Raw genomic sequence first — 25,114 nt, 5'->3', positions numbered from 1 at the left:
GGCCTCTTAGAAGTTACGTCGCAGGTCCATCCCCTGGTACAGGCCTGAGACCGCCTCCGCGTATCCATTGAACGGTTGCGTCGGAATCCGCGACGCGAAAAGCCCGGAACCGATGCGCCGCTCGGTCGCCTGGCTCCAGCGCGGGTGCGGCACTGCCGGGTTCACGTTGGCGTAAAAACCGTACTCCTGGGGCGCTGCCCGCATCCAGCTCGTCTCGGGCGGGGTGGACTGCAGGTGAATGCGTACCAATGACTTGCCCGATTTGAAACCGTATTTCCACGGGATGATGACGCGCATGGGCGCACCATTCTGTTTCGGCAGCTCACGTCCGTAGACGCCGAATGTCAGCAACGTCAGCGGATGCATGGCCTCGTCCATCCGCAGGCCCTCCGTATAGGGCCAGTCCAGGATGCGCTCACTGACGCCGGGCATGTTCTTGGGCTGCAAGACGGAGGTGAACACCACGTATTTGGCGTCGCCTGTCGGCTCCACATGCGAGAGCAGGTGCGACAGCGAATACCCGGTCCATGGAATCACCATGGACCAGGCCTCCACGCAACGCAGACGATAGACGCGCTCCTGCAGCGGCGCGAGCTTGCGCAGGTCATCGATGTCCAGCGTCAGCGGCTTGCGTACCGCGCCGTCGATCTGCACCGTCCAGGGCTTGATCTGCATGCGCCCGGCATACTCCGCTGGATCCCCCTTGCCCGTCCCGAATTCATAGAAATTGTTGTAGGTGGTGATGTCCTTCCAGGTGTTCACCGCCTCGACCGTGGGCCAGCGGGAATCCTTGGTCGCCGGAAGCAACGGGCCCATAGGCCCCGCATCGGCCGCAGCTCGCGCCAGCGCAGGGACGCCCAGAGCGAGCGGCGCCAACGCTGCTCCCTGCATGAACCGCCGCCTGGCCCGCCATACGGACTCCGGCGTAATGTCCGAGGGCGATAGGCCTATATCCCAAATCCTGCGCATGATGCACCTCCAGTATCCATGCTACCGCCATGGGCTTTGCGGGGGAAGGAGGCGGCCCCAGGTTGCCCCTCCAAAAATCGACTCTGTCACCGGGATAGTCAGATATTTGCGGTTTTGTTCGAGGAATTGATGAGGACACAAGGTCCATATACTGGACTCGGAGGCACCCATGTCTCAATTCACGAGATACATAAAAAACGCAGCGGTCCAGGATTGGCCTATGCCTATGTCCACGCACATGCAGCAGGAATCATCGCTATGAAAGCCGTCATTTTGGCCGGAGGCCTGGGCACCCGTATTTCGGAGGAGACGCACCTCAAGCCCAAGCCGATGGTGGAGATCGGTGGCAAGCCCATCTTGTGGCATATCCTGAAGATGTATTCGCACCACGATATCAATGACTTCGTTATCTGCTGCGGCTACAAGGGGTACGTGATCAAGGAGTATTTCGCCAATTACTTCCTGCACATGTCGGATGTCACGTTCGACATGTGCAACAACCACATGGAAGTCCATCACCAGCACGCCGAACCCTGGCGAGTCACGCTGGTGGACACCGGTGAGACGACACTTACCGGAGGACGTCTGAAACGCATACGCGACTACGTGCGTGACGACCCCGCCTTTTGCTTTACATACGGTGACGGCGTCAGCGACGTAGATATCGGAGCTTCCGTTCGATTTCACCGCCGGCACGGGCGGATGGCCACGGTGACGGCGGTACAACCGCCAGGGCGCTATGGTGCTTTGAAACTCACGGGTCAACAGGTTTCAGGCTTTACCGAGAAGCCCAGAGGTGATGGAGGACTCATCAACGGGGGCTTCTTTGTACTCTCCCCTAAGTGCCTGGATCGCATCGAGGGTGACCAGACGAGCTGGGAGGCGCAGCCACTGGTGTCACTTGCGCACGATGGGGAACTGATGGCCTTCGAACATAGCGGCTTTTGGCAACCCATGGATACACTGCGTGAAAAAAACATGCTGGAGGACCTATGGGTCCGTGGCAAAGCGCCATGGAAGACGTGGGCATGACGCAAAGACTCGCGCCAGCTGTTTGCGCCCCAGATCCGGAGTTCTGGCAGGGAAGGCGCGTTCTGGTGACGGGCCACACGGGCTTCAAGGGAAGCTGGCTCACCCTCTGGCTTCATCGCCTGGGTGCGAGTGTGACGGGCCTGGCACTACCACCGGCGACCGTGCCAAACCTGTATGCCCTCGCCCGGACCGACGATCTGTGTGAAAGCCGGTTCATCGATATCCGCGACGCTCAGGCGACCGCCAGGCTCGTGCACGACACCCGCCCAGAAGTTGTCTTCCACCTAGCAGCCCAAGCCTTGGTGCGAGCCGGCTATGCCGACCCGATTTCGACCTACGCAACCAATGTCATGGGCACGACCCACGTACTCGATGCATTGCGCAACGCCGACGGCGTCCGAGTGGCCATCATGGTGACGACTGACAAGGTCTATCGGAATCTGGAGCGCCCATACCCCTATCGTGAAGACGATACCTTGGGCGGCTACGACCCCTATAGCGCAAGCAAGGCCGCCAGCGAGCTGGTCATCTCAAGCTACCGCGATGCCTACCTGTCTGGTCGAGGCGTTGCCGTGGCGTCGGCACGGGCAGGCAACGTCATCGGCGGGGGCGATTGGTCCCCCGACCGGCTTATCCCGGATGCCGTGCGCTGCTGGCAGGAAGGCGGGCAGCTTGCGGTGCGTCGCCCCCACGCGACACGACCCTGGCAACACGTACTGGAGCCCGTGAGTGCCTACCTGCGGCTAGCCGAGTGCCTGTACGCCGAGCCGACGCTGGCGGGCGCCTACAATTTTGGTCCCCCTACGCACGAGGCAGCGACTGTGGCTGAAGTCATCGCGCAAGCACAGCAGGCCTATGGGAAGGGATCCATCAAGTGGGGGGATGGCACCGAGGGGCCACATGAGGCCGAGTGGCTAGCGCTGGAAACCGCCAAGGCCCGCACCTGTTTGGCAGTACGTCCGCGCTGGAATCTTCACACGGCGGTTGCCCGTACCATGAACTGGTATCGAGAGCAACGCTGCGGAGCAAACGCACTGGACCTGTGCGAGGCCGACATCAGGGCATTCGAGTCGGTGGGGGTACCTGCATGAGCCGCTTGATGGTAACCAGGACTGCAATCGCGGGCCTTTTTGTCGTCCAGCGCCAGCGCCTGGGAGATGACCGCGGCTTTCTGTCTCGCCTGTTCTGTGCAGAGGAACTGGCCTCCGCTGGTTGGGTCAAGCCGATCGCCCAGATCAATCACACCTCCACCGCCGTCAAGGGGACAGTGCGTGGCATGCATTTTCAACATCCACCCTACACAGAGATGAAGCTGGTGACCTGTCTGCGAGGTGCGGTTTGGGATGTTGGCCTGGATTTGAGGGCAAATTCTGCGACTTTCCTGCAATGGCACGCGACTGAATTGTCGGCCGACAACGGTTGCGCATTACTCATCCCCGAAGGCTGTGCCCATGGCTTTCAGGCGCTCAGCGACGACTGCGAGTTGCTATACCTGCACTCCTCACCCTACGCAGCCAGGGCCGAAGGCGGCCTATCGGCGACCGACGCCAGACTCGCCATCAGCTGGCCTCTGCCAATTACCCTGCAATCACAACGCGATCTCGGTCACCCACGCCTGACTGCCGACTTTAAAGGGCTCGAACTACCGTCATGAAGTGCCGTCACTGCGGTGCAGCCTTGCACCATACCTTTCTGGACCTGGGATTTGCACCGCCTTCAAATGCCTACCTGCAGGCCGAGGACCTGAATCATCCCGAGACCTACTTTCCCTTGAGGATTCTCGTCTGCAACCAATGCTGGCTGGTGCAAACGGAGGACTACGCCCGGGCCGACGAGTTATTCGCGCCCGACTACGCCTATTTCTCCAGCACATCGAAGGGGTGGCTTGCGCACGCCCAGGACTATTGCCGCATGATAACGGATCGTCTTGGACTGTCATCCAACAGCTTTGTGATGGAAGTCGCTTCCAATGACGGGTATCTGCTGAAGAATTTTGTGCAGGCAGGGATACCCTGTCTGGGCATCGAGCCCACGGATGGCACTGCGGATGCGGCTGAAGCCATCGGGGTGTCTACCCTGCGTGAGTTCTTCGGCGAAGCGCTGGCCCGCCGGCTGGCCGCCAGTGGTCAGCAGGCCGACCTGATCGCCGGGAACAACGTCTACGCGCATGTGCCGGATATCAACGACTTCACACGTGGCCTGGCAATGGCTCTAAAGCCCGAGGGCACGGTCACACTGGAGTTCCCGCACCTGTTGCGCCTTATCCAGAACTGTCAGTTCGACACGGTTTACCACGAGCACTTCTCATACCTGTCCATCCACGCCGTGCAGCGGATCTTTCGAGCGGCAGGCTTACGCATCTACGAGATCGAGGAGCTGCCCACACATGGTGGCAGCGTTCGGGTGTATGGCTGTCACGAGAACGCAGCACTTGCCACGCAGCCCAGCGTCAAGCGTCTTCTGCAAATGGAAGTGGAAGGCGGGTTGCTGGCGATCGACACCTATCACAACTTCCAGGTTCGCGCCAACAAAGTGAAGGATGATTTGCTGGAATTTCTGATCCAGCAAAAGGGCCTGGGCAAAGCGGTGGCCGCCTACGGGGCCGCGGCCAAGGGCAACACACTTTTGAACTACGCCGGCGTGAAACAGGACTTGCTGCCGTTCGTCTGCGATGCAGCGCCTTCCAAACAGGGCAAGTACCTGCCCGGCAGCCACATACCGATCCTTGCCCCGCAGGCCTTGAGTGACCATCGTCCTGATTATGTGCTGATACTGCCGTGGAACATTGCAGCGGAGGTCAGAACTCAGAACCAGGAACTCACTGCACGCGGGACAAGATTCGTAGTGGCCGTACCGCACTTGGAGATCATGTGAAGCCGCGTATCTATTACACGAAGCCGTCCATTACGGACTCGGAAGTACGCTACGCCACCGACGCTGCCGCCAACGGGTGGGGCGAGAGGTGCTACGAGTACATTGGACAGTTCGAGCAAGCGTTCAAAGATCATCTGGGAATCGAATACGCCATAGCGACCTCAAGCTGTACAGGAGCATTGCACCTGGGGCTTGCCGCTCTTGACATAGGGCCAGGCGATGAAGTCATTCTCGCGGATACAAACTGGGTGGCAACGGTCTCTCCCATCGTGCACCTGGGTGCCACTCCGATTTTCGTAGACATTCTGCCTGATAGCTGGTGTCTGGATCCAGCTCGCGTGCAAGCAGCAATTTCCCCCAGAACCAAGGCAATCGTCGCCACTCACATCTATGGCAACCTGTGTGACATGGAGCGCCTGCTTGCCATTGGCGGGACTTGCGGAATCCCGATCATCGAAGACGCTGCGGAGGCGCTGGGCTCCGTCTATCACGGCAAGCGCGCCGGAACCATGGGACGATTCGGCGCCTTCTCCTTCCATGGCTCCAAAACGGTGACGACCGGTGAAGGCGGAATGTTTGTCACCAGAGACCCCGACCTGTACGAACGGGTGCTGACGCTCAGCAATCATGGCAGAGCCCGGAACCAAAAGAAGCAGTTCTGGCCCGACATGACGGGCTACAAGTACAAAATGTCGAATATTCAGGCCGCCATCGGGTGTGCCCAGATGGAACGCATCGAATCTCTCGTGGAACGAAAACGAGAGATTCTTGCTACTTATCGCGAAGCGCTCCTGTCTCTCAAGGGCGCATCGATGAACCCCGAGCCACCAGGGACCATCAATGGCGCCTGGATGCCAACTGTGGTGTTCGACGAACCCAGCGGAGTGACACGCGAGATGCTCCAACAGGCGCTCGGGGCGGAGAACGTAGACGCCAGGGTGTTTTTCTGGCCGCTCTCGGGCATGGACATGTTCGAGCCGGTGCCCCAGAACCACAACGCATGGTCCATCCCAGGGCGCGCCATCAACCTCCCAAGCTACCACGACATCGACGCGAACGACATCGACCGAGTGATCGACGTGATCCGCCGAATCAGTCACGGAGGCTGAGCATGGTGCACTACATCCTGTGGGGCAGTGCCGGCCATGCGCTGGTTCTGTCCGATCTCCTGAGCCTGCGGCAGGCAAGCGTGATCGCTTTGTTTGACAACGATATTCAGGCCCGGTCGGTGCTCGAGGGCGTTCCTATCCATTATGGTGAACAGGGATTCCTGGCCTGGAAGGGTTCATGCGACAACACGACTGAAGTCCAGGCGGCGGTAGCCATTGGAGGCAGCAGAGGCATTGATCGGCGGAAAGTCGCGGACCTCTTCAGGACACATGGGATCACTGTGCCGATCCTGATTCACCCACACGCTTATGTGGCAGCCTCCGCCCGCATCGGCGAAGGGAGCCAGATCCTGGCAAACAGCATGGTCGGATCGAAGGCGATCCTCGGGGCGGACTGTATCGTCAACAGCAGCGCTAACGTAGATCACGAATGCGAATTGGCGAGCGGAGTCCACGTTGCCCCAGGTGCAACGCTTTGTGGCTGCGTATCAGTCGGAGAGAATTCGTTCATCGGAGCTGGCGCCTGCGTGTTGCCGCGGGTGGTTATTGGCCGTGGTGCCATTGTCGGGGCCGGTGCGGTCGTGACCAAGGACGTGCCGGATCGAGCAGTCGTCGCAGGAAACCCTGCCAGAGTGGTCAGGTACCAGTAACCACGCACCCGCCTGGCAGGTGCATACGAGCGTCTCGCGGCATCCACCGCCGTGGCCAGAAATTCATTCTAGACAAAGAAAGCGAGAATCCAATGAGCAAGGATATTCAGTTCGAAAAGGAATGCATTGCAGAGATTGCTGCCATGTCGGCCGATGAGCAGCTGAGGGAGAAGACCCGTGAATGGATCACCCGGGCAAACGCCAAGAAATATTCGTACCATTTCGACTGGCTGGGCAGGCCAATCATCCAGTATCCGCAGGATATCGTGGCGATGCAGGAGCTGATATGGACCGTCAAGCCGGATCTGATTATCGAGACCGGGATCGCCCGAGGGGGCTCACTGATGTTCAGCGCCTCTATGCTCGCATTGCTGGACATCGAAGACGCCGCATCCCACGCGTCGATCATGGATCCCCGGAAATCGAAACGGAAGGTTCTGGGCCTGGACATCGATATCCGAGCCCACAACCGTGATGCCATCGAGCGCCACCCATTCTTCTCCTATATCCAGATGATCGAGGGCTCGAGCATCGACCAGGCGGTCGTGGCCAAAGTCCGTGAGGTGGCCGCCGGCCATAAAAGGATACTGGTATGCCTGGATAGCAACCACACGCATGCACATGTTCTGGCCGAGCTGAAGGCTTACGCTCCGCTCGTCAGCCCAGCCAGTTACTGTGTCGTGTTCGACACCATCATCGAAGACATGGAGCCCGACGCCTTTCCGGACCGCCCGTGGGGACAGGGGAATAATCCGAAGACTGCGGTGAAGGAATATCTTGCCCATCACGCCGAGTTCCGGATCGACGACAGCATACAAAACAAGCTACAGATCACCGTGGCGCCCGACGGATATCTGAAGCGGATCGGCTAGTCTGTCGGCGGGGGCGAGTTGCCTCAGGCCCCCCGCCCCGACCAGGATGAAAACATGCTGCGGTAGCACGCCTCGAGCTTTTGCGTGAATGCCGCAGGGTTCATGATATTGCTGTCCTGGAACGCCTTTGGCAGACTCTGACGAAGCACGCTGAGCTCGTCTTTTCGATTGGCCAAGTCAACAGCCTTAGCCACATAGTCCTGCTCGTCTTTTGCAATCAATTCCGGATGACCGACATCATGTAGTGGGGCTGAGCCAATGCGCCCAACGCTGGGCCGCCCCGCCATGGTGATGTAGGGGATGCCAAGAGCCAGCATATCCAGCAGAGTCGTGCCAGCATTATGCGGGAAACAATCCAGACCGATATCCGAATGCTGCAAGGAATGCCACGGCGGACTGGTATAGCCCAGCATGACGCGATGCCCTTCGATCCCATACTTCTCGAATCGGGCACGAAAATCGGCGCATGTGTCGTCGTCGGCAAAATCACCACTATTGATCACGAGGCGCGAATTTCTGACCAAAGACAGGATCTGGGCCCACACACGGATGACGCGATCATTGATCCTGATGACACGCGACAGGCTCACAAAAGTGATGCGATTCTCCGAAAGCGCAGGGAGTGGCCCAGCGTCCGGTGGCGTCAGCCACCCAGGATCATAGGTCATCCAGGTATCCGGCAGACGCCATGGCTTCTCGGCGAACAGGTGGTCAGAACCCTCAGGGCACAAGATCTCATTACCCAAAAAATAATCGATCGCGGATACCCCGGTCGTATACCCATATCCCAGCCATGTAAGCGATACCGGAGCCGGCTTGCGCGCGAATATGCCAAGCCTGTTTCCACCCGTGTGACCCGAAAGATCCACCAGGACGTCGATCCCGTCATCCCGGATCCGGTCAGCCACTTCATCATCCTTGATCCCGAACACATCGACCCAGTGATCGGCCAAGCTGCGGTAACGCGCTGTCTTCCCGTCTCCAACGGACATGTTCGCATATACGAATATCTCAAAACTGCTTTTGTCGTGGTGTTCGAACACCGGCAGCAGAAATTTCGAGACTGCATGGTCTTTGAAGTCTGCAGACACATAGCCAATCTTCAGTCTTCGGTTGACACTTCTGGGATTCTTATGCGTCTTCCACCTGCAATACAGAGGTCTGCAGAGCTCGTCCTCAAAATGCCGATAGTCCTGGAGGATTTCTTCCGCAGCGAGGTCCGGGTGGTAGTTCAAGAAGAACAGGAGGTTGTGGTAAACGGCAGTCCGGTAATCATCAAGAGTATCCGGGCGCGAAAGCAGGTCTCTGCACAGCGTGATTCCATCATTGACCCTCCCTTGGCGGCTCAGCGCCGAGATCAGGTTGATGGCGAGGGGCCGAAAGCCAGAATCCACCTCCATGCCGCGCCTGAAGAACCGCTCCGCTGCCGTGGTGTGAAGCGAATGCATGCAGGCCAGCCCAAGTGCGTTGAGCAACACACCCGACATCGCGTTCTCACCCAAGGCAAGCACAACCTTCCCCGTGTGGGCAGCCACATCGTTCTTGCCAGCCATCGAGAGCGTGATCGCGATCAGGCGATAATACTCAGGAAGTTGCTTGAACTCCTCCACAACCTGGCTTAGCGTATCGAGCGCTTCCGCGTATCTTCCGAGACCTGAGAGTGAGTTCACCAGCGCCGACCAGCCTTCAAAGCGCATGGGCAGCCGCTCGATGGCGTGCCGGGCAAGAGACTCCGTCGCGGTATAGGCAAGCTGGTCAAGCTGCACCTGCAGGTGATCGAGCTGCGCTTGTTGCTGGGGAGTGATGGTCGGTATCTCTGCACACCGATCACTCAGGGCAGATTCCAGAACACGAGTACGAACAAACGGCGGCCAATAGACAGCCTGACCCCGTGCGGTCTGCACCATTTTCGTCAACAGCGTTCGCCAACTCGACTCGGAATATGCGAGCAGTCCAAGGTGCGAGAGCTTGTCCAGCAGGCTCACCGAGAGTGCGGCATTTCCCTCTGCCACTTCGATGACGCCACCGGCGTCTGCAGAACCGCCCGCGAATCTCAGGATGGAATCAGCCAGATCGCTTGGAACACCCCCTTCCGGAAACAGCAGGCCCAAGTCGAAGTCCGACAGTTCCAGGCTGACCGGCGTTCCCCACAGGTCTGTTAACACGAGCGGTTCAGGCAACTGACTTTCTGGATCCCGGGTGGCGATCCGGGCAGAGGACGCTGCGATCCCGGGAGCCAGGTAGCAGTGATCATCGTACAGATGGTCGCAGGGTCCCTGGCCTACGCAATATTGCAACAGATCGGCACTGAACATCAGGTTCAGTGCCGCCAGCACATCGCGTTCGGATCCTCCGGTGATCTTGCATAGTTGTGCCACAGACAGTGTGCGTGGCCAGCTCAGGGCCAGGCCGTCCAGTATCCGCGCAGATAGAACATCAGGAACTTGCCAATGCAATCCGCGAACATCTTTGTAAACCTGTCCAGCATGGATGGGGCCAAAGTCATCGGACTCCCAATGACCTGCCCAGCGCAGACTTCCCAGACGCTCCAGTGAAGGGAAGAACCGTCCGCCCGTGTGACGAGCCGTACGGATCAGGAGCGTGTGGCGGCAAGCGCGACAACTTGCGAAATCCAGGTATTGTTGACGCACGACGTCAGCCTGGCCCAACCCCAGCAAGCTATTGGTCGTGCGCACGGCATCTCCCCAATGCCTGGCCATGTCCAGATGCGGGCGCGCGTCACCCACGCAGGTCAGACCCGCTCGCATGGCACGCTGCGCAAATTCCACAAAATAGCTACCCGCGCTCGTCGGCCCCCGAAGGATCGTATCCAGATGCCCTTGCATGATGATGGCACGAAGGTCGCAAGCCGCTTCGCGCAGTGCGACACCCATCGGATTGGCCGGAGCAATGCCCTCTTCAAAGATCGCGAGGGCGGCCAGAGCCTGCCCGTCCCGCGCATCCGACGTGGCTGTACTCTGATCGTGTAAATGCAGCAGAACGGCATCCCGTACGGTCTCGAATGCCTTTGCCCCGGGATAGGCCCGATGACCAATGCAGATCAGCCCTTCGGGCGACAACAGACCTTCGCATGTCTGAAGCAGGTACGTCGCAGCTGCTTCAGGCAGATAGCTATACAGGTCCGGCACAATGATGTAGTCGAACGCCCCCAGATTGGTGTCGATCCGATCCAGGCTCGTGACGACGCGATACAAATTGGCCGGTGCCGGCAGGCCGGGACGGACATCCTCCTGCGGCTGACCCGTCACACAGACGGATATCTCGAGGATCTCCACCCCTTCCTGGGTCACCGCGAACGTTTCCAGGGCGGAGGAGTAACCCATCCCCATGCACAAGACTCGACCTTGCGTGGGCACCGGCGCATCGATTCCATAGAGGGAAGCAGCCGCATGCAACCGAAAGGGGGTGAGTGCGAGTCGATCCTGGAGGTGATGCAGGTCCTGGGAATGTGTTTCGGTAGCCATGATGCGGCGGGTAGTGGGAGATCGCAACGATCTTACCGGCATTCGGATCGATTGAAACGTCGGAATAGAAGGTGTTCGTGACGTTCCAATTTGGAACTGACGGCAGTCCTGATCGGCAGCAAGAAGCGACGGGAACGCTGCCCAGGGTTGGCGGCTTCCGGACCCGCTAAAGATTCCGGAGTGGCCTCCGTTAACGAGGCAGAACAGGAGGTCACTTGGTTTGTCATCCTGGGCAAAAAGTGCGAGATCCTCGCCATAAACACTTAGGAGTCTTTCATGGCTGTTATCAACACCAACTACTTGTCCCTGGTTGCCCAGGGCAATCTGACCAAGTCCCAGTCAGCTCTGGGTACCGCAATCGAGCGCCTGTCCTCCGGTTTGCGCATCAACAGCGCCAAGGATGACGCTGCCGGCCAGGCCATCGCCAACCGATTCACGGCCAACATCACGGGTCTGACCCAGGCCGGTCGTAACGCAAACGACGGGATCTCCATCGCGCAAACGACTGAAGGTGCGCTGAACGAAATCAACAACAACCTGCAGCGCATTCGCGAGTTGTCGGTCCAGGCCGCCAACGGCACGAATTCCTCGTCTGATCTGGCTTCGATCCAGGGTGAAATCCAGCAGCGCCTGAGCGAGATCGACCGCGTGTCGGCGCAGACCCAGTTCAACGGCGTGCACGTCCTCGCCAAAGACGGTAACCTCACGATTCAGGTCGGTGCCAACGACAACGAAACGATCAACATCAACCTGAAACAGATCACGGCGGGAACGCTGGGTCTGGGCGGTTTCAGCGTCTCGGGCCCGACGATCAACAGCTCCGGGCAGATCGTGCAGGCTGACGGGACGACGACTGCTAGCGCTGTTGCGACAGCTGATTTCCAAAAGGTTTTTGGCAGCAGCACGCAGTTCACCGCGTCTTCCGTCAGCTTTGGTTCGGGTGCTCAGGCCAGCTTTGCGCAGCAACTCGGTATTGCTTCGGGCAGCGTCTCCCTGGGTTCCACCCTGACGGCGGATGGTCGCGGAAACTGGTATGCAAGTGTCAGCATCACTCCCTCCAACGCGACCGAGGTCCAGAACCTGGCCAGCCGCGGCATCACGGTCGGCGCCAATGGCCAGCCGCTGGCCTCGGGTACGGCTTCGACCTTCTACGTCGCCGTCAGCCCACAATCCACCACGTCTACCGGTACCGCAACGGCTGCGTACACGCTGAACTCCAGCGACCTCAGTGTGGCTTCCCTGACCACCGGCTCGACCGCCAATCCGCTGAACAAACTGGACCAGGCGCTGGCCCAGGTCGACAGCCTTCGGGGTGGACTCGGTGCCGTCCAGAACCGTTTCGAATCCACGATTGCGAACCTGAACAACACCGTCACCAACCTGTCGGCCGCACGGTCCCGCATCCAGGATGCCGACTACGCGACGGAAGTCTCCAACATGACGCGTTCCCAGATCCTGCAGCAGGCAGGTACCGCCGTGCTGGCTCAAGCCAACCAGGTCCCGCAGACCGTGCTGTCGCTGTTGAAGTAATTGCGACCCATCCGGAGCTGGTCCCCCAACTCCGGATCACAGAGGCCACCAGGATCTTCTGGTGGCCTCTGTCGTTTCAATCGACGCTGCCCACCAAAACATGCCACCCAACGGCGGAGATCATCCTGCTCCGAAAGTCAGGACAGAAAATCCGCGAGCAGCCCCGCCACGACCTTGGTCGCACCGCGCAGGTCGGACAACAGCACGTGTTCGTCGGCCTGCTTGGCGCACGACTCCTGAACCGTGCGGGGGCCAGCACCATACATGACCACGGGGATGCTGTGCTCAGCGTAAAGGCGCGCATCGGCATACAGGGGCGTGCCCACGGCGGGGATGTCTTCACCGAAGACCGCCTTCGCGTGGTGCTGCAGGCTTTCCACCAGCCTCTCGTGCCCCGGCAGCGGCTTCAACGCACGCGCGAACAACAGTCGCCGGACCTCCACCGAAATGCCCGGCAAATCGGCAACCGCCTGCTGGATGAAGCCACGCACCTCGACCTCGACCTTGGCCGGGTCTTCCTCGGGGATCATGCGCCGGTCCATCTTCAGGGTGACCGTGCCAGGCACCACGTTCGTGTTCGTGCCGCCATCGATACGGCCCACGATCATCGTGGGGTTGGTGATGCCCGGAACACCCGAATGGATCTCGTCCAGACGGGCGGCCCGGCGATAGATCTCGGTCAGGATCTGGTTGGCCGCGAACAAGGCGTCATGGCCGGTCTTGGGCGCCGACCCATGGGCGGCCTTGCCACGCACGGTGACCTCGAACTGCAGGCAGCCGTTGTGCGCGATGACGACGGCATGGCTGAAGCTCGCACAGACGACATAGTCGGGCCGTGTCGTTCCCCGCGACAGCAGCCAGCCAGGTCCCTTGAGCCCGCCGAACTCCTCGTCGTAGGTGAAGTGCAGCTCGACGGCCCCTCTCAGCGGTACCCGGGCCGCCTCCAACGCGCGCACGGCATGCAGGTAGGTCGTGAAATCGGATTTGGAAACGGCTGAAGCGCGCCCGTACAGACGGCCGTCCGCCACCTCGCCGCCATAAGGGTCATGTGTCCATCCCTCGCCGGGCGGCACTACATCGCCGTGAGCATTCAGCGCCACGACGAAGCCGTCAGCCGAATAGCGGCGCCGCACGATGAGGTTGGTGATGCTGCGCATCCCATAGGCCTGCACGTCGGCTTGCGGCACGGCGTGGCGCTCGACCTCCCACCCCAAGTCTTCCACCAGATGTGCAACGGCTTCGGCATGCGGTGCGGTATCGCCAGGCGGGGTATCAGTGGGAATCGCGACCAGGCGCTGCAGCAGCGCCACCTGTTCATCGAAGTGGGCATCAATCCAGTCATTCATCAACGCAGGCACGGACGCCTTGCCGGAATGGGGAACAGCGGACATTCAACCCTCCTCAAACAGAGCTGCCACGTCGTCAGCCCGATGGAAAACGGGCGCTCGCCAGCGCCTGTCGCGAATGGAGTCGCGCCTTATTTTGTCAACCTCCCCCAGATGCGCACACGGCTGATGCCGCCATCGGGAAACATGTTGACGCGCACATGAGATACCGGCTCCTTGAACTGGATGGCGTCGCCTTCGAAGAAGTGCTGCTTGTCCATCTCGGTCTTCTGCTCGCCCAGTAATGTAGGCCAGAACATGGCCTGCGTCACCAGCGACTGGTCCGTGGACTCGGCCACCCGGGCGCCCAGCACCGAGACACGGTCGGGGTAGTTGCCCTTGAAGTGTGCCGTATCGATCTCGATCTTGTCGACCGTGACCGCGTGCCCCAGCTCAATGATGATCCAGTCATTGCCGGGCTCGCGGCGGCGGCGGGTCTCCCAACCGTCGCCCATGTTGGTGCCGCGCCCGGCGTGGAGGAGCACCGTGGGCGTGCCATAGTGCGCATCGCTGTAGGCCACGATGCGGCCACCGTTGGCCAGCGCCGAGACTTCGTAGGACACGTTTGGATCACGCTTGCCCCAGTTGCAGGCGGGCTGGCCGTACACCCGCAGGCGCGCCACGCCGCCATCTGGGAAGATGCTCAGGCGCACATGCGTCCAGACGCGCCTATCGTCGATTTCGACGAAATGATGCGAGTTGCCCTGCAGCGAGCGTGCGGGGACCAACTCCACCCATTGCGTGTCTTCGGCGGGCTCGCCTTCGCAGTAGGCGACGTGCACGGATGCGGCCGGTGGGAAGTTTCCCGTGAAGTGGCTGGTGTTGATGTCCAGACCTCGGATAGTGCCCGGCAGCCCGAGCTTCACGACAGCGTAGTCGTGCCCGCCGTTGCGGCGGCGGCGCGTTTCCCAGCCATCCATCCACTTGCCGTGATCATCGAACTTGCCCACGATGAAGACCGGCTCGGAGTCCTGCAGCATGCGCGTCGCCTCGGCGAAGAACTGATCCGTGCAGGACAGGATCGTGGTGCCCAGGCTCGCACTGGCCAGATTGGGATGACGGGTGGCGAAGGCCGGCAACTCGACGGCGGGGGCGTCCACGATAGTGCCGATGGGCAGATTGGGGGTTGCCATGACAGAAGCTCCTGAAATCAAGGTTGAGGGCCGCGCGGTTCAGGCGGCCTTGAAGGGATGTTCCCGGGCCCAGTGGCGCGCGATGTCGGCACGCGTAGCGATCCACACACGGTCGTGCTTCTGGACGTAGTCCAGGAACCGCTGCAGGCCCGCCAGCCGCGCCGGCCGACCGGAGATCCGGCAGTGAATGCCCACCGACAGCATTTTGGGGGATGTATCGCCTTCCGCATAGAGCACGTCAAAGGCGTCGCGCAAGTAGTGGAAGAAATGATCCGCAGTGTTGAACCCCTGGGGCGAGGCAAAGCGCATATCATTGGTGTCCAGGGTATAGGGCACCATGAGCTGGGGGTGGGTCTTGCCGCCGCCCAGATCGACTTCGGTCCAGAACGGCAGGTCGTCGCCGTAGTAGTCGGCGTCGTACAGGAATTTGCCTTCTTCGGCAACGATCCTCAAGGTATTCGGGCTGTCGCGACCGGTGTACCAGCCGTCGGGGTGGCGCCCCAGAATGCGGGTGACGATGTCCAGGCAGCGCTGGAAATGCTCGCGCTCTACCGTCTCGGAGACCTTCTGATAGTGGATCCAGCGGTAGCCGTGGCATGCGATTTCGTGCCCGGCCTCGACAATCGCCCGCGCCACGTCGGGGTTGCGCTCCAGCGCCAGGCCGACGCCAAAGACGGTCAGCGGCAGCTTGCGCCGCTCGAACTCGCGCAGAATGCGCCAGACACCTGCCCGCGAACCGTATTCGTAGATCGACTCCATCGATAAGTGCCGGTCTGGATACGATTCAGCACCGATGATCTCGGACAGGAACTGCTCGGAACCGGCATCGCCATTGAGCACGCAGTTTTCGCCGCCCTCCTCGTAATTCATCACGAACTGCACAGCAATGCGCGCCTTGCCCGGCCAGTTGGCCTGCGGTGGCGTACGCCCATAGCCAACCAGGTCACGTGGATATTTTTTGTCTGGCATGGAGTGTCTCCCGAAAATGTGCTCAGAGTTTCACGCTGAAGGCGGACCAGGGATCCGGGGCTCCGGCAACCGGGTCCTCCATCCGAAGTTCGCAGTCCTGCAAATGATGGTCCATGGCGGCCCGCGCGCTGGCAGCGTCGCCGCGTGCGAGATGATCCAGGATATCGCGATGCTCGACATACGAGCAGGTGCTGCCCGCCGTACGGTCGCCCAACGCGATGATGAGCGTGGTGCGCGCGCACAGCCCACTCAACAGCTCGGTCAGCACCTGGTTGTCCAGCAGCTGCGCCAGCTCCACATGAAAGGCGTTCGACAGCCGAATCCAGCTGATGCGATCGCCCTGCTCGAAGGCCTGCTGCTCACGATCCACCATGTCCCGCAGAGGAACGAGGCGCTGGGCGACATCCGGCGACGCAGCCAGCATGTCCAGCGTGATGCCTTCCAAGGCGCGGCGCATGGCGAACACGTCTCGCACTTCCTTGGGCGTCGCCTGCCAGACGCGTGCCCCTCGATTGGGCTCGATGACCACGATCTTGTCATGCGCCAGCCGGGCCAGGGCCGCCCGCACCGTGCTGCGCGAGCAGGCGAAGACGGTGCACAGCGTCGCCTCGATCAGCTTGGCTCCCGGGAGCAGGCGGCGGTCCATGGCAGCGTCGAAGATTTCGCCATAAACGCGATCAACCTCTGGACGCTCGGCGGCCGGCCTGGGATCACGAAGCGAAGAAGCCCGGGGCGCCTTCAAATCGCGCAGGGCGGCACCAACGGGTTTGAGCTCGAGCATGGGTATCAGTGTCCTGTTCGGCCGATCGGTAACGGAGTGGGCGAACGAACCAACGGGACACCAGAATTAGGTTCATTGAAATTGTTGACAATTATTGTGGACCAGACGAAAATCGTCAACACAAATTGTTGACAACAATTCCAACCGTCCTGCCCCGAGTACCGTCGGACATCCGTCCGGGGTCTCGCGAACCGGCACCAAAAGCCGGTCCGGCCATACCGGGGGCCTTCTGGCAGGATACTGACCGGAGACAAATCCCATGGGAAAACTTTCCACCCATGTCCTGGACACGGTGCACGGTGTTCCAGCCCAGGGCGTCGCCCTGGAACTGTATCGTCTGCAAGGCGATACTCGCACTCTGCTCGCCCAGACCACCACGAATGCGGACGGCCGCTGCGACGCCCCGCTGCTCAGCGGCCCGGCGCTGACCAGAGGCACCTACGAGCTGGTCTTCCATGCCGGTGACTACTTTGCCCACAAGGGCCTGTCGTTGCCGGAACCCCGCTTTGTCGACCAGGTCGTTCTGCGGTTCGGCATTGCCAATCCCGACGAGAACTATCACGTCCCGCTGGTCGTGACCCCGTGGACCTGGTCCACCTATCGCGGCAGCTGATGTTCCACCGCCGCGCGCGGGCTCAGGCCTGACCACGGCGCACCGTTGCATCGGACTTTTTCGACGAGATCGTGGAGACCCTCATGGAAGGATTCATTCTGGATTATGGCAATCTGCTGCTGCGTTGGCTGCACGTGATTGCCGCCATCGCCTGGATCGGCGAATCGATTTACTTCGTGATGCTGGACCTGAGCCTGCACAAGCCGCACACCGAACGCGCAAAGCAGCTTGGCGTATTCGGCGAACTGTGGGCTGTGCACGGCGGCGGCTTCTATCACAATGAAAAATACTTGACCAACCCCGCCGAGCTGCCCGACGATCTGCACTGGTCGTTCTGGAAGGCCTACACCACCTGGCTGTCGGGTTTCGGCCTGTTCGTGCTGATGTACTGCCTGAACGCCAACATCTATCTGGTGAACCCCAGCAGCCCCTGGACCTGGGTGCGCGGCATGAATGGCACGGAAGCCAGCCTGGTGGCTGTCGCGTTCCTGGTCGTGGGCTACAACGTCTATTCGCAGCTATGCCGCCTCATCAGCCCCACTGTAAACCACGACGGATGGCTGAGCGTGGCCGTGGGCGTGATGATGGTGTTCGCGTCCTGGCTGTCCACGCAGATCTTCCCGGGTCGCGCCGCCTTCCTGCTGGTCGGCGGCCTCATGGCCACCTGCATGGCCTGGAGCGTGTTCTTCTGGATCATCCCCGGCCAGCGCCGCATGGTCAAGGCGCTGAAAGCCGGCGAAAAACCCAATCCGCTCGATGGCGCCTGGGGCAAGCAGCGCTCGGTGCACAACACCTATTTCACGCTGCCGGTGATCTTCCTGATGCTCAGTAACCACTACTCGTTCACCTACACGAATGAGTATGCCTGGGTCATCATGAGCCTCTTCATCTTCGCCGGCGCGGCCATCCGCCAGTACTTCGTGCTGCGCCATACTGGCAAGAACGACCTGCGCTACCCCGCAGCCGGCATCATCCTGCTGGTCATCATCGGCTGGCTGGCGGCGCCCTCGCCTGCTGCGGCCCCCACGCCGACTCCGGCGGCTGCAGCTCAGACAGCACCGGCCGGCGCTGCGGCAGCGGGCGCCACAGCCGCGGGCGCAACCCCGGCCGGCGTCACGCTGGCGCAAGTACACGGGATCCTGCAGGCGCGCTGCATCGAATGCCACTCCGCCAAACCCACGCAACCAGGCTTCTCCTCGGCACCCGCCGGCATCATGCTGGACACCACGGCGCAGGCCATTCAGCACGCCGCCCAGATCAAGCAGGTCGTGGGCAGCAAGTACATGCCGCTCGCCAACCTGACCAAAATGACGGACGACGAACGCGCCGTGATCGCGGGCTGGAGCGGGAAGTAGCGTAGGTGGCAAAGGGACCGCACCGGCCGCTCACGCGGCCAACGGGGCCCTGCTTTCAGTTCGGAATGCACAAATACCCCATGGTGAGCCCTTCGGGCGCAGTCATGGAACCGCTCTCGGAGACCTGCAGGACCGAGAACCCCGCCGGACACAGGCATTCCCCAGTGTAAGGATTGGGCGTGGGCGTACCCAGGATATTTTTGCATCCTCGGCGGCTGTTCAACATGTAGCCACCGCCGGTCGCCCGAGCCACCAAGTTCCACTTGCCCTGACGACAGATCAGGACGCCGGCATAGTTTTGATCCCGTCCCACCGCCCCCTCGATCGGGCAAGCGGTCCCACCCTTCCAGCCGTCTTCGAGCACGATGCTCTCGCGTGCGACCACACGGGTACCGCTGCGCACCTCGCCTGCGGCAGTCACCCCATTCTGGAAGTCGGGATCACGCGTGTCCCGCACCCGCAGGAAGTCCTCTGTTTCACTCGAACCGCCGCCTCCAGCGGCCGCTTCGCGCACGACCGCCTGCGCCACAAAGAGAGCAACCGTCCCCGGCACCCATTGCGCCGGACCGCCTACCGGTAAAGGAACCCGTTCGCCTGCGCCGCTGAACACGTCGGGCTTGTGCGGCCACAACACGAGCCCGCGCCCGTCAGCCGCCAGCAGCCACTCAGCCACCAACGCAGTGTCGAACTGACCGGAGCGGCGCAGCAGGGCGCTGCGCGTGTACACCAGTGCATTCAGGCGGCAGGTCTCGCCCACACAATCACCGCTTTGCCAGAGATGCAGCCCCAGCTCATGGCCCATCGGGCCGCGCGCCTGCCAACCCCCGGGCAGGAACCCCTGCGCCTGAAGATCCTGCCAGCCGGGCGCTGACAGGGATCCGCCGGCCGACCCGTCGGCGGCGAGCCCCTGGGCAAGACGGGCAGACTCCTGCGACAGATAGGCCTGAACGGCGTCCCGCGCCGTCCCCATCCAGGCGGCCAGGCTGCGGGCCTGCAGGACGCGCGTGCGCTCGGCCCACTCATGGCTGCCCCAGACGGCCAGAGCCAGGGCTACAGCCGCCACGATCATGAGTTCAACGAGCAGCATTCCACGCTGCGCGGAGTGGGCCGCGCCAGCCACACCCGACAGCCGGCAGCCCGGCAGAACGCACACCCGGCTAGTGGACATGAAACACGAACTGATTGACGTCTCCCTTGGTGCAGGCCGACTCGGCCGCCAGCGCGCTATAGACGATGTTGGCGTCCTTCACCGTCTGTGCCGGCCCGGCATCCGAACTGACGATGATGCGGTCGGCCACACGCTGCAGGACTGAAGCGATGGACGGGCAGGCCACATGGTTGACCTGCCGCAGACGCAGCAAAAAGCCGGTGCCTCCGTCTGTCGGTTCAATCTCGACCGATCCGCCACTACCCAGGCCATGCAGCACGGAACCATCTGTCGTCATGGTCAGCACGGTGGAATCGGCCACCAACGCGGCCAGGTTCTGGGTACTGATGCCATCGTAGGGCGCCTCGCCCGAAGTCCCGGCATTGACGCGCGTGTGCATGACGAATCGGGCCAGTTCCTGGCCGACCTTTGGAACCTTGTTCTCCATCACATAACCGCCAATGGCCGGAATCCCGATGACTGCAATGAGCAGCACGATGGCCGTGACGATGGAGACTTCGATGAGCGAAAATCCTCGCTGATCCCGCCGCATGGCGGACCGCCTCCCGTTCTGTCGCTGTCTGACTTGCATGGTTCCCCCTTGCCGGCTTTCCGGCCCAAACCGCCGTCCCTCATTGGCCGGCGTGAAACATCATCCAGCTGCGCCTGAGTTCGTCGATGGCGGCGTAGTGCCAAAGGCCGATGCCCAGCACGACCGCCAACCCGCACAGCAACACCAGCCAGCGCAGCGTCTGCGCCTGCAACCGGATGCGCGACAGCCAGACGCGTGCCATGCGTGCATGTGTCATGCGCAGCGCTTCAGGCAGCCCGCAGGCAAGCGTCATGTCCTCCAGATACCAATACAGATCGGGATCCAGCAAGCCGGTATCGAAGGCGGCGGCACCCGCCAGTCCGTGATCGATCCGCCGGACGATGCGCTGCAGGTACATGGACAGCCAGGGGCTGGCCTGACCCAGGAACAGTGCCACCACCGGTCGCAACTGATGCGATCCGCCTGTCCCGGGCTGCAGCAGGATGGCCACCAAAGCCAGCAGGCGCAGGGCCTGGACCTGGCGATAGAGTTTCCACGGGCCATACTGGTCCAGACGTCGCCGCCAGTCACCACGCGCACGAGGCAAGGCGTACACCAGCCAGCCAGTCGCCCCGGCCACCGACACGGGCAGCACCAGCCCCCAGTCCCGTAGCCAGCCGGCCACCGCAAACAGAGCCCTAGCCTGGCCCCTCAGATACTCTGGCGGCAGGCCCTGGAAGGCCTGCTGCAAGGCAGGAACCGTCCACGCCGGCAGGGCCAGCACCAACAGGCTGGCAACCCCTGCGGCTACCGCCGCTACACCCAGCGAGGCCCAGAGCAGCCGCTGTGCCGCCATGAGCAGGTTCAGGTGGCCAGCCAGCGCATGGAAGCAGGCCAGCAGCCGCGCATTGCCATGCGCTTGTGCGGCACGAATCAAAGCCAGCTCATCGACCGGAAGGCTGCCCAGCCAGGTTCCGTACAAGTCGCCTCCACTCGCCTCGCAGGCCCGAGACCAGGCGCGCGACAGCCGTCCGCGCACCGTTCGCGGGCCATGACGCAGCGCATCGCGATCAAAAAGCTCGCGGATCGTCAGCCGCCCGCCGGCACCCTGCAGTACGGCGTGCAGGTACTCGAAATAATCGGCACGCCGGCTGGCGAAGCGCCAGGCGTCCAAACGCAATTCCAGGTCGCGCCAATGAACCGAATCAGTCACCGGGCACCTCCTGCGAGCCGCAGCCCGCCGTGGAGCGACCGACGCGACCGGAGGCGCAGCGCCAGCGTTTCAAACGCCATGAAACGGGGTTCAACATCGCGCGGATCGATCAGCCCGGCAGCAACCTTCTCCATGGCGTGCGCCATGGCGCTATCGATGCGATCCGGGCGATAGGGATCATCTGCCGCGTCGGTTGCCCAGAGGCCGGGCTCGCGCAATTCGGCAGCGACAGTACGCCCCTCGTAACCCGCCAGCTCGGGCAACTGTGGTCGCCGGCAGCTTGGGCAACCGGCGGGGTTGCGCAAGCGCAGTTTTTCTGGGGTGATGTGCCAGCAGTGTTCAATCCAGCCCAGCCAGGTACGCCAATGGTCCGGATTGCCACCCTGCTGGCGTGCGAGTTCGCCCGGTGCGGCCTCACTGGCACATGCCGGACACAGGCGTGGGAGCAGCACCTGGAATACCAGCAGCTTCAGTACCCCAGGTGTTTCCAGAAAATCCCGGGGTACCCCGACAAACCGGGACGCCAATCGATCGACGATCGCGCGAGCCGAGGGAGCATGCACCGTGGTGTAGACGTTCACCCCCGATCCCGCCAGGTCCATGAAGGCCAGCCCGCTTTCGGCGTCACGGATCTCACCAAGCAAGACATCGGACATGGCCGACCGCTTGAGTGTGCGCAGCTTGGTGGCGTAGCGATCGTGCGCCTGACGGTCCAGATCCCGCGAAATGGTGTTCTGGATGGCACCGTCAATGCGGTATTCCACCGGCTCCTCCAGCGTGATGATCTTGCGGTGATCGGGCAGGCTGCGGACCACGGTGGCCAGCGTCGTCGACTTTCCCGAACCCACCGTACCGGCCAGCACCACTGCGCCGCCCTCCGCGCACAGGACGCGCTCGAACTGCGCGACATGACGTGCCTGGTACCCCAGCGCCTGCAGCGTCACGGCACGCAGGCCGGCATCGCGTTCGAGGATGCGAAGGCACACGCTGGGCCCGCGATCCGAAGCCAGGGAGGCCCAACGCAACAGCAGGTCCCGGCCCTCGGCACGGCGTAGCAAACTACCCTGCTGTTCGATCAGCGGGTCGAAGACTGCGCCGTTGCCACCCTGGATGTCCATCCACACGACCGACAGCATGTCCATGAGCAGGTCGGTCGGCATGTGACGGAAGCGTTCAGGCGCCACATATCGACCCGCAACCGTATAGCGCACCTCGGATTGTGGTGCGCTCCTGTCCACGTTCAGATGCAGGTCGGTCGCCCCATGGCGCACACCCCACTCCAGCAAATCCTGGAAGACTCCTGACAGCGCCGTGGGCGTCCGGTCCGCTGCAGGCGCGGCCGATCCTGATAGCCAAGCCCTGTCCTCGCCGCGCGACAGACTCAAGAGCAGCGCAGCCGGCAGCACGTAGCGATCCGGCGCCGACAGCCGATGGCCTGCATCCCTGATCCGGCGCAACAGCGCTTCGGCCTGATCGCCGCCCACATGCTCGGCACGTGTGAAGAGCGTAACCGTGCCGTCCTCGCGTTCCACCGGACAGAACCGGTCGGCCAGCGTCGACATCCCCAGGGGCCGGAGCAGCAACCGGCGCACGGCAGGCTGCAGCGCCGCAATCTGCTCGGGATGGTCAATCGCGCCGGCGAGCGCCGGATTGAACGGTGCGGGCGGTTCGGCCAGCAGCCAGGAGGACACCGGTGCCTTCATGGCTGCACCTCGCCCAGCAGCATGCGCAGGCACAGGGAATGCCGATCTTCGCCCCGCTCGAGCTGGATACACGCGCCATTCATGCCGCGCAACTGATAGACCGTCCGGTCGCCCGCGTGTCCTGCGGGATAGGCCTGCCCGCGAACATACAGATACGAGTCACGTCCTACCTGAACCTCGGCCATCAGCGCGCGGCCCACCCCATACAATGCCACCAGACGCGGGGCAAGCAACGGACGAACCGGTGCGGGTGTGGGGCGCGCCCCGCCACCTGATCCTGAGGGGCTGGAACGCGCGACCTCATCCAGTGCCTGCCGCAAGTCCTGCTGCATGAGCTCGCGAACGGACAGGGTCTCCCAGTCTTCGTCCGACTGGGCTCCCGCAGCACCGGCAAGGCAGCTGGCGACCACCAGAAAGACTGTTGCGGCTCGCGCAGATCGGAACCAGCGGCGCCAGTGCCCCACGCACGGCCATTGGCGGAGCAGGTCATATGCCTTCATAGGCCATTCCCTCCAGGTGCAAAATCAGTCGGCTGTCACGCACACCGGTGCGAGCGCCGGGTGTGAAGGTCAAGCTGACCCTGCGCCAGGACACCGCCTGCGCCAAGGGCACCAGCAGCGAGGCGGACTGCAGAGGTCCCTGAACCTGCAGGGCACGGGTGGCCAGTGCCGGCAGATCGGCGGGGCGCGGAAGTTCATGGCCATGCGCATCGCGGGGCACGGAGATGGCGAGTGGGCGCGGGGGCTCGACCTGAATCTTCGAGAACGCGGGGAGGATCCCCTGCAGGGCGCTCACCCAGTCCCGGGCGAGTATCCTACTGGCCGGAAGCTTGTCGAGCTGCACCGGCATGGCTGCCGGGGTCAGCGGCCACCGGCTCCGCGCCCGATCGATGGACGGAAAATCAAGCTGCCAATCAGCGGGAGCAGCCGCCAACAGGCCTCGATTGTCGGCTGCAGCATGGTCGCGCCGATAATCGCCCACACAGCGCCAGCGGAGACTTTCAGATCCCGGCTCGCATCGGAGGGATTGCAGCCGCCAGCCCGCCAGATGAACGGGTTGACGATACAGGGCCTGCAAAAGATCCCGGGTGCCGGCAGGACCGTGAACCGGCTGACGGGCAAGGGTCTGATCCAGCGCCAGCGTCCACGCGGCCTGGGCAGTCGGCAGCGGCGGTGCGAGTGGCGACGCTGCCCGCCAGAATCCAGCCGTGAACACGGCGGCGACCAACGCTAACAGGGCCAGCACCACCCACCTGACCGCACGCCGACGGACCCGCTGCAGAGGCGGTATTGAGGCCGACAGTTTCGCCAAATCCTGCAAACCGGTTGTGCGTCCGTCTTCTGCGCTCCCCGACAGCGAATCCTCGTGAAGTGACAGATGCGGATAACTCATGCGCAGTACCTCGACCGCCTGACGGGCGAGCGCATGATCGAGATAACTACGATCCGCGCGGACCAGGGCAACGCCTTCGTGACAGGCCAGCACATGCCAGACGCCCTCCTCCAGCGAAATTACCCGCACGACGGTTCCGATCGGGTGCTGGGAAGCCATGAGGACGGCTGCCGACCAATAGGTGGACCGGCGCGACAGGTCCATGGCCATTCCGAGCGCTGCGGGCGGATTGCCAGACAGTGCCAAGTGACTGGCCCCATGGCGGCCAGCGACGTCGGCCGCCCGGCCTTCGTCGCCCAGCAGCGGAACCCAATCCAGTCCGAACACCAGAGATACATCGCCGACCTGAATGACGCGCGAGAGCTGCATG

The 25,114-nt window shown here is 62.2% G+C and carries 22 protein-coding genes; 10 read left to right on the top strand and 12 right to left on the bottom strand.

What is annotated here, in order from left to right; all coding sequences use genetic code 11:
* Positions 1-6 precede the first annotated feature (6 nt).
* Positions 7-969 (bottom strand): protein-methionine-sulfoxide reductase catalytic subunit MsrP, encoded by a 963-nt coding sequence (gene msrP, locus EPN31_RS13165; protein WP_291773955.1) that lies wholly within the window; start codon positions 967-969, stop codon positions 7-9.
* A 258-nt stretch (positions 970-1,227) separates the two neighbouring features.
* On the opposite strand from msrP, the gene rfbF reads away from it, so the two are divergent.
* From rfbF to EPN31_RS13130, 7 genes are all read left to right on the top strand, one after another.
* Positions 1,228-2,001 carry a glucose-1-phosphate cytidylyltransferase gene (gene rfbF / locus EPN31_RS13160; protein WP_291773953.1) on the top strand — a complete coding sequence of 258 codons (774 nt, stop codon included), beginning with the start codon at positions 1,228-1,230 and terminating at the stop codon, positions 1,999-2,001.
* Positions 1,962-3,092 (top strand): CDP-glucose 4,6-dehydratase, encoded by a 1,131-nt coding sequence (rfbG, locus tag EPN31_RS13155; RefSeq protein WP_291773951.1) that lies wholly within the window; start codon positions 1,962-1,964, stop codon positions 3,090-3,092. Before rfbF ends, rfbG begins: the two co-directional genes overlap by 40 nt.
* Positions 3,089-3,655 (top strand): dTDP-4-dehydrorhamnose 3,5-epimerase family protein, encoded by a 567-nt coding sequence (locus tag EPN31_RS13150; RefSeq protein ID WP_291773948.1) that lies wholly within the window; start codon positions 3,089-3,091, stop codon positions 3,653-3,655. Before rfbG ends, EPN31_RS13150 begins: the two co-directional genes overlap by 4 nt.
* The gene (locus tag EPN31_RS13145; RefSeq protein WP_291773945.1) at positions 3,652-4,875 is read left to right on the top strand and encodes a class I SAM-dependent methyltransferase; all 1,224 of its coding nucleotides are present in this window, start codon (positions 3,652-3,654) and stop codon (positions 4,873-4,875) included. Before EPN31_RS13150 ends, EPN31_RS13145 begins: the two co-directional genes overlap by 4 nt.
* Positions 4,872-5,984, top strand: coding sequence for a DegT/DnrJ/EryC1/StrS aminotransferase family protein (locus tag EPN31_RS13140; protein WP_291773943.1), 1,113 nt, complete (start codon positions 4,872-4,874; stop codon positions 5,982-5,984). The genes EPN31_RS13145 and EPN31_RS13140 overlap by 4 nt, the downstream gene beginning before the upstream one ends.
* Positions 5,985-5,989: 5 nt before the next feature.
* On the top strand, positions 5,990-6,634 hold the full coding sequence (locus tag EPN31_RS13135) for an acetyltransferase (protein ID WP_291773941.1): 645 nt from the start codon (positions 5,990-5,992) through the stop codon (positions 6,632-6,634).
* A gap of 92 nt (positions 6,635-6,726) precedes the next feature.
* A complete protein-coding gene (locus EPN31_RS13130; RefSeq protein ID WP_291773939.1) occupies positions 6,727-7,506 on the top strand; it encodes a cephalosporin hydroxylase family protein in 780 nt (259 codons plus the stop codon).
* A 23-nt stretch (positions 7,507-7,529) separates the two neighbouring features.
* Here EPN31_RS13130 and EPN31_RS13125 read toward each other — a convergent pair whose 3' ends face one another.
* Positions 7,530-10,802, bottom strand: a complete 3,273-nt coding sequence (locus tag EPN31_RS13125) for a methyltransferase regulatory domain-containing protein (protein WP_291773938.1) — start codon at positions 10,800-10,802, stop codon at positions 7,530-7,532.
* 465 nt (positions 10,803-11,267) lie between these two features.
* On the opposite strand from EPN31_RS13125, the gene EPN31_RS13120 reads away from it, so the two are divergent.
* Positions 11,268-12,521: a FliC/FljB family flagellin gene (locus tag EPN31_RS13120; RefSeq protein ID WP_291773936.1), complete on the top strand. Its 1,254-nt coding sequence runs from the start codon at positions 11,268-11,270 to the stop codon at positions 12,519-12,521.
* 137 nt (positions 12,522-12,658) lie between these two features.
* Here EPN31_RS13120 and EPN31_RS13115 read toward each other — a convergent pair whose 3' ends face one another.
* The 4 genes from EPN31_RS13115 to EPN31_RS13100 all read right to left on the bottom strand — a co-directional run bounded on the left by EPN31_RS13115 (position 12,659) and on the right by EPN31_RS13100 (position 16,789).
* Complete coding sequence (locus EPN31_RS13115) at positions 12,659-13,912, bottom strand: M20/M25/M40 family metallo-hydrolase (RefSeq protein WP_291773933.1); 1,254 nt, start codon at positions 13,910-13,912, stop codon at positions 12,659-12,661.
* Positions 13,913-13,998: 86 nt separating this feature from the next.
* Positions 13,999-15,039 (bottom strand): allantoicase, encoded by a 1,041-nt coding sequence (alc, locus tag EPN31_RS13110; protein WP_291773931.1) that lies wholly within the window; start codon positions 15,037-15,039, stop codon positions 13,999-14,001.
* 39 nt (positions 15,040-15,078) lie between these two features.
* Positions 15,079-16,008 carry an allantoinase PuuE gene (puuE, locus tag EPN31_RS13105; RefSeq protein ID WP_291773930.1) on the bottom strand — a complete coding sequence of 310 codons (930 nt, stop codon included), beginning with the start codon at positions 16,006-16,008 and terminating at the stop codon, positions 15,079-15,081.
* Positions 16,009-16,030: 22 nt separating this feature from the next.
* On the bottom strand, positions 16,031-16,789 hold the full coding sequence (locus EPN31_RS13100; protein ID WP_291773927.1) for a GntR family transcriptional regulator: 759 nt from the start codon (positions 16,787-16,789) through the stop codon (positions 16,031-16,033).
* A 259-nt stretch (positions 16,790-17,048) separates the two neighbouring features.
* Here EPN31_RS13100 and uraH point away from each other — a divergent pair, with 259 nt between their 5' ends.
* The gene (gene uraH, locus EPN31_RS13095) at positions 17,049-17,402 is read left to right on the top strand and encodes a hydroxyisourate hydrolase (protein WP_291773925.1); all 354 of its coding nucleotides are present in this window, start codon (positions 17,049-17,051) and stop codon (positions 17,400-17,402) included.
* Between the two features lie 83 nt (positions 17,403-17,485).
* A complete protein-coding gene (locus EPN31_RS13090; protein ID WP_291773923.1) occupies positions 17,486-18,757 on the top strand; it encodes a urate hydroxylase PuuD in 1,272 nt (423 codons plus the stop codon).
* A 55-nt stretch (positions 18,758-18,812) separates the two neighbouring features.
* Here the strand turns inward: EPN31_RS13090 and EPN31_RS13085 are convergent, their stop codons facing one another.
* From EPN31_RS13085 to EPN31_RS13060, 6 genes are all read right to left on the bottom strand, one after another.
* Entirely contained in the window at positions 18,813-19,925 is a 1,113-nt protein-coding gene (locus tag EPN31_RS13085) for a hypothetical protein (protein ID WP_291773921.1), read from the bottom strand.
* A complete protein-coding gene (locus EPN31_RS13080; RefSeq protein WP_291773919.1) occupies positions 19,915-20,457 on the bottom strand; it encodes a type 4 pilus major pilin in 543 nt (180 codons plus the stop codon). Before EPN31_RS13080 ends, EPN31_RS13085 begins: the two co-directional genes overlap by 11 nt.
* A 79-nt stretch (positions 20,458-20,536) precedes the next feature.
* Complete coding sequence (locus EPN31_RS13075) at positions 20,537-21,649, bottom strand: hypothetical protein (RefSeq protein ID WP_291773917.1); 1,113 nt, start codon at positions 21,647-21,649, stop codon at positions 20,537-20,539.
* Positions 21,646-23,352 carry an ATPase, T2SS/T4P/T4SS family gene (locus EPN31_RS13070; RefSeq protein ID WP_291773915.1) on the bottom strand — a complete coding sequence of 569 codons (1,707 nt, stop codon included), beginning with the start codon at positions 23,350-23,352 and terminating at the stop codon, positions 21,646-21,648. The genes EPN31_RS13075 and EPN31_RS13070 overlap by 4 nt, the downstream gene beginning before the upstream one ends.
* Positions 23,349-23,852: a hypothetical protein gene (locus EPN31_RS13065; RefSeq protein WP_291773913.1), complete on the bottom strand. Its 504-nt coding sequence runs from the start codon at positions 23,850-23,852 to the stop codon at positions 23,349-23,351. The genes EPN31_RS13070 and EPN31_RS13065 overlap by 4 nt, the downstream gene beginning before the upstream one ends.
* Positions 23,839-25,113, bottom strand: a complete 1,275-nt coding sequence (locus tag EPN31_RS13060; protein WP_291773911.1) for a hypothetical protein — start codon at positions 25,111-25,113, stop codon at positions 23,839-23,841. The genes EPN31_RS13065 and EPN31_RS13060 overlap by 14 nt, the downstream gene beginning before the upstream one ends.
* Between the last annotated feature and the right edge of the window lies 1 nt (position 25,114).

Source organism: Castellaniella sp. (assembly GCF_004321985.1).
Lineage (GTDB): Bacteria > Pseudomonadota > Gammaproteobacteria > Burkholderiales > Burkholderiaceae_B > Castellaniella.
This window is presented reverse-complemented; position numbering and strand designations above follow the sequence as displayed.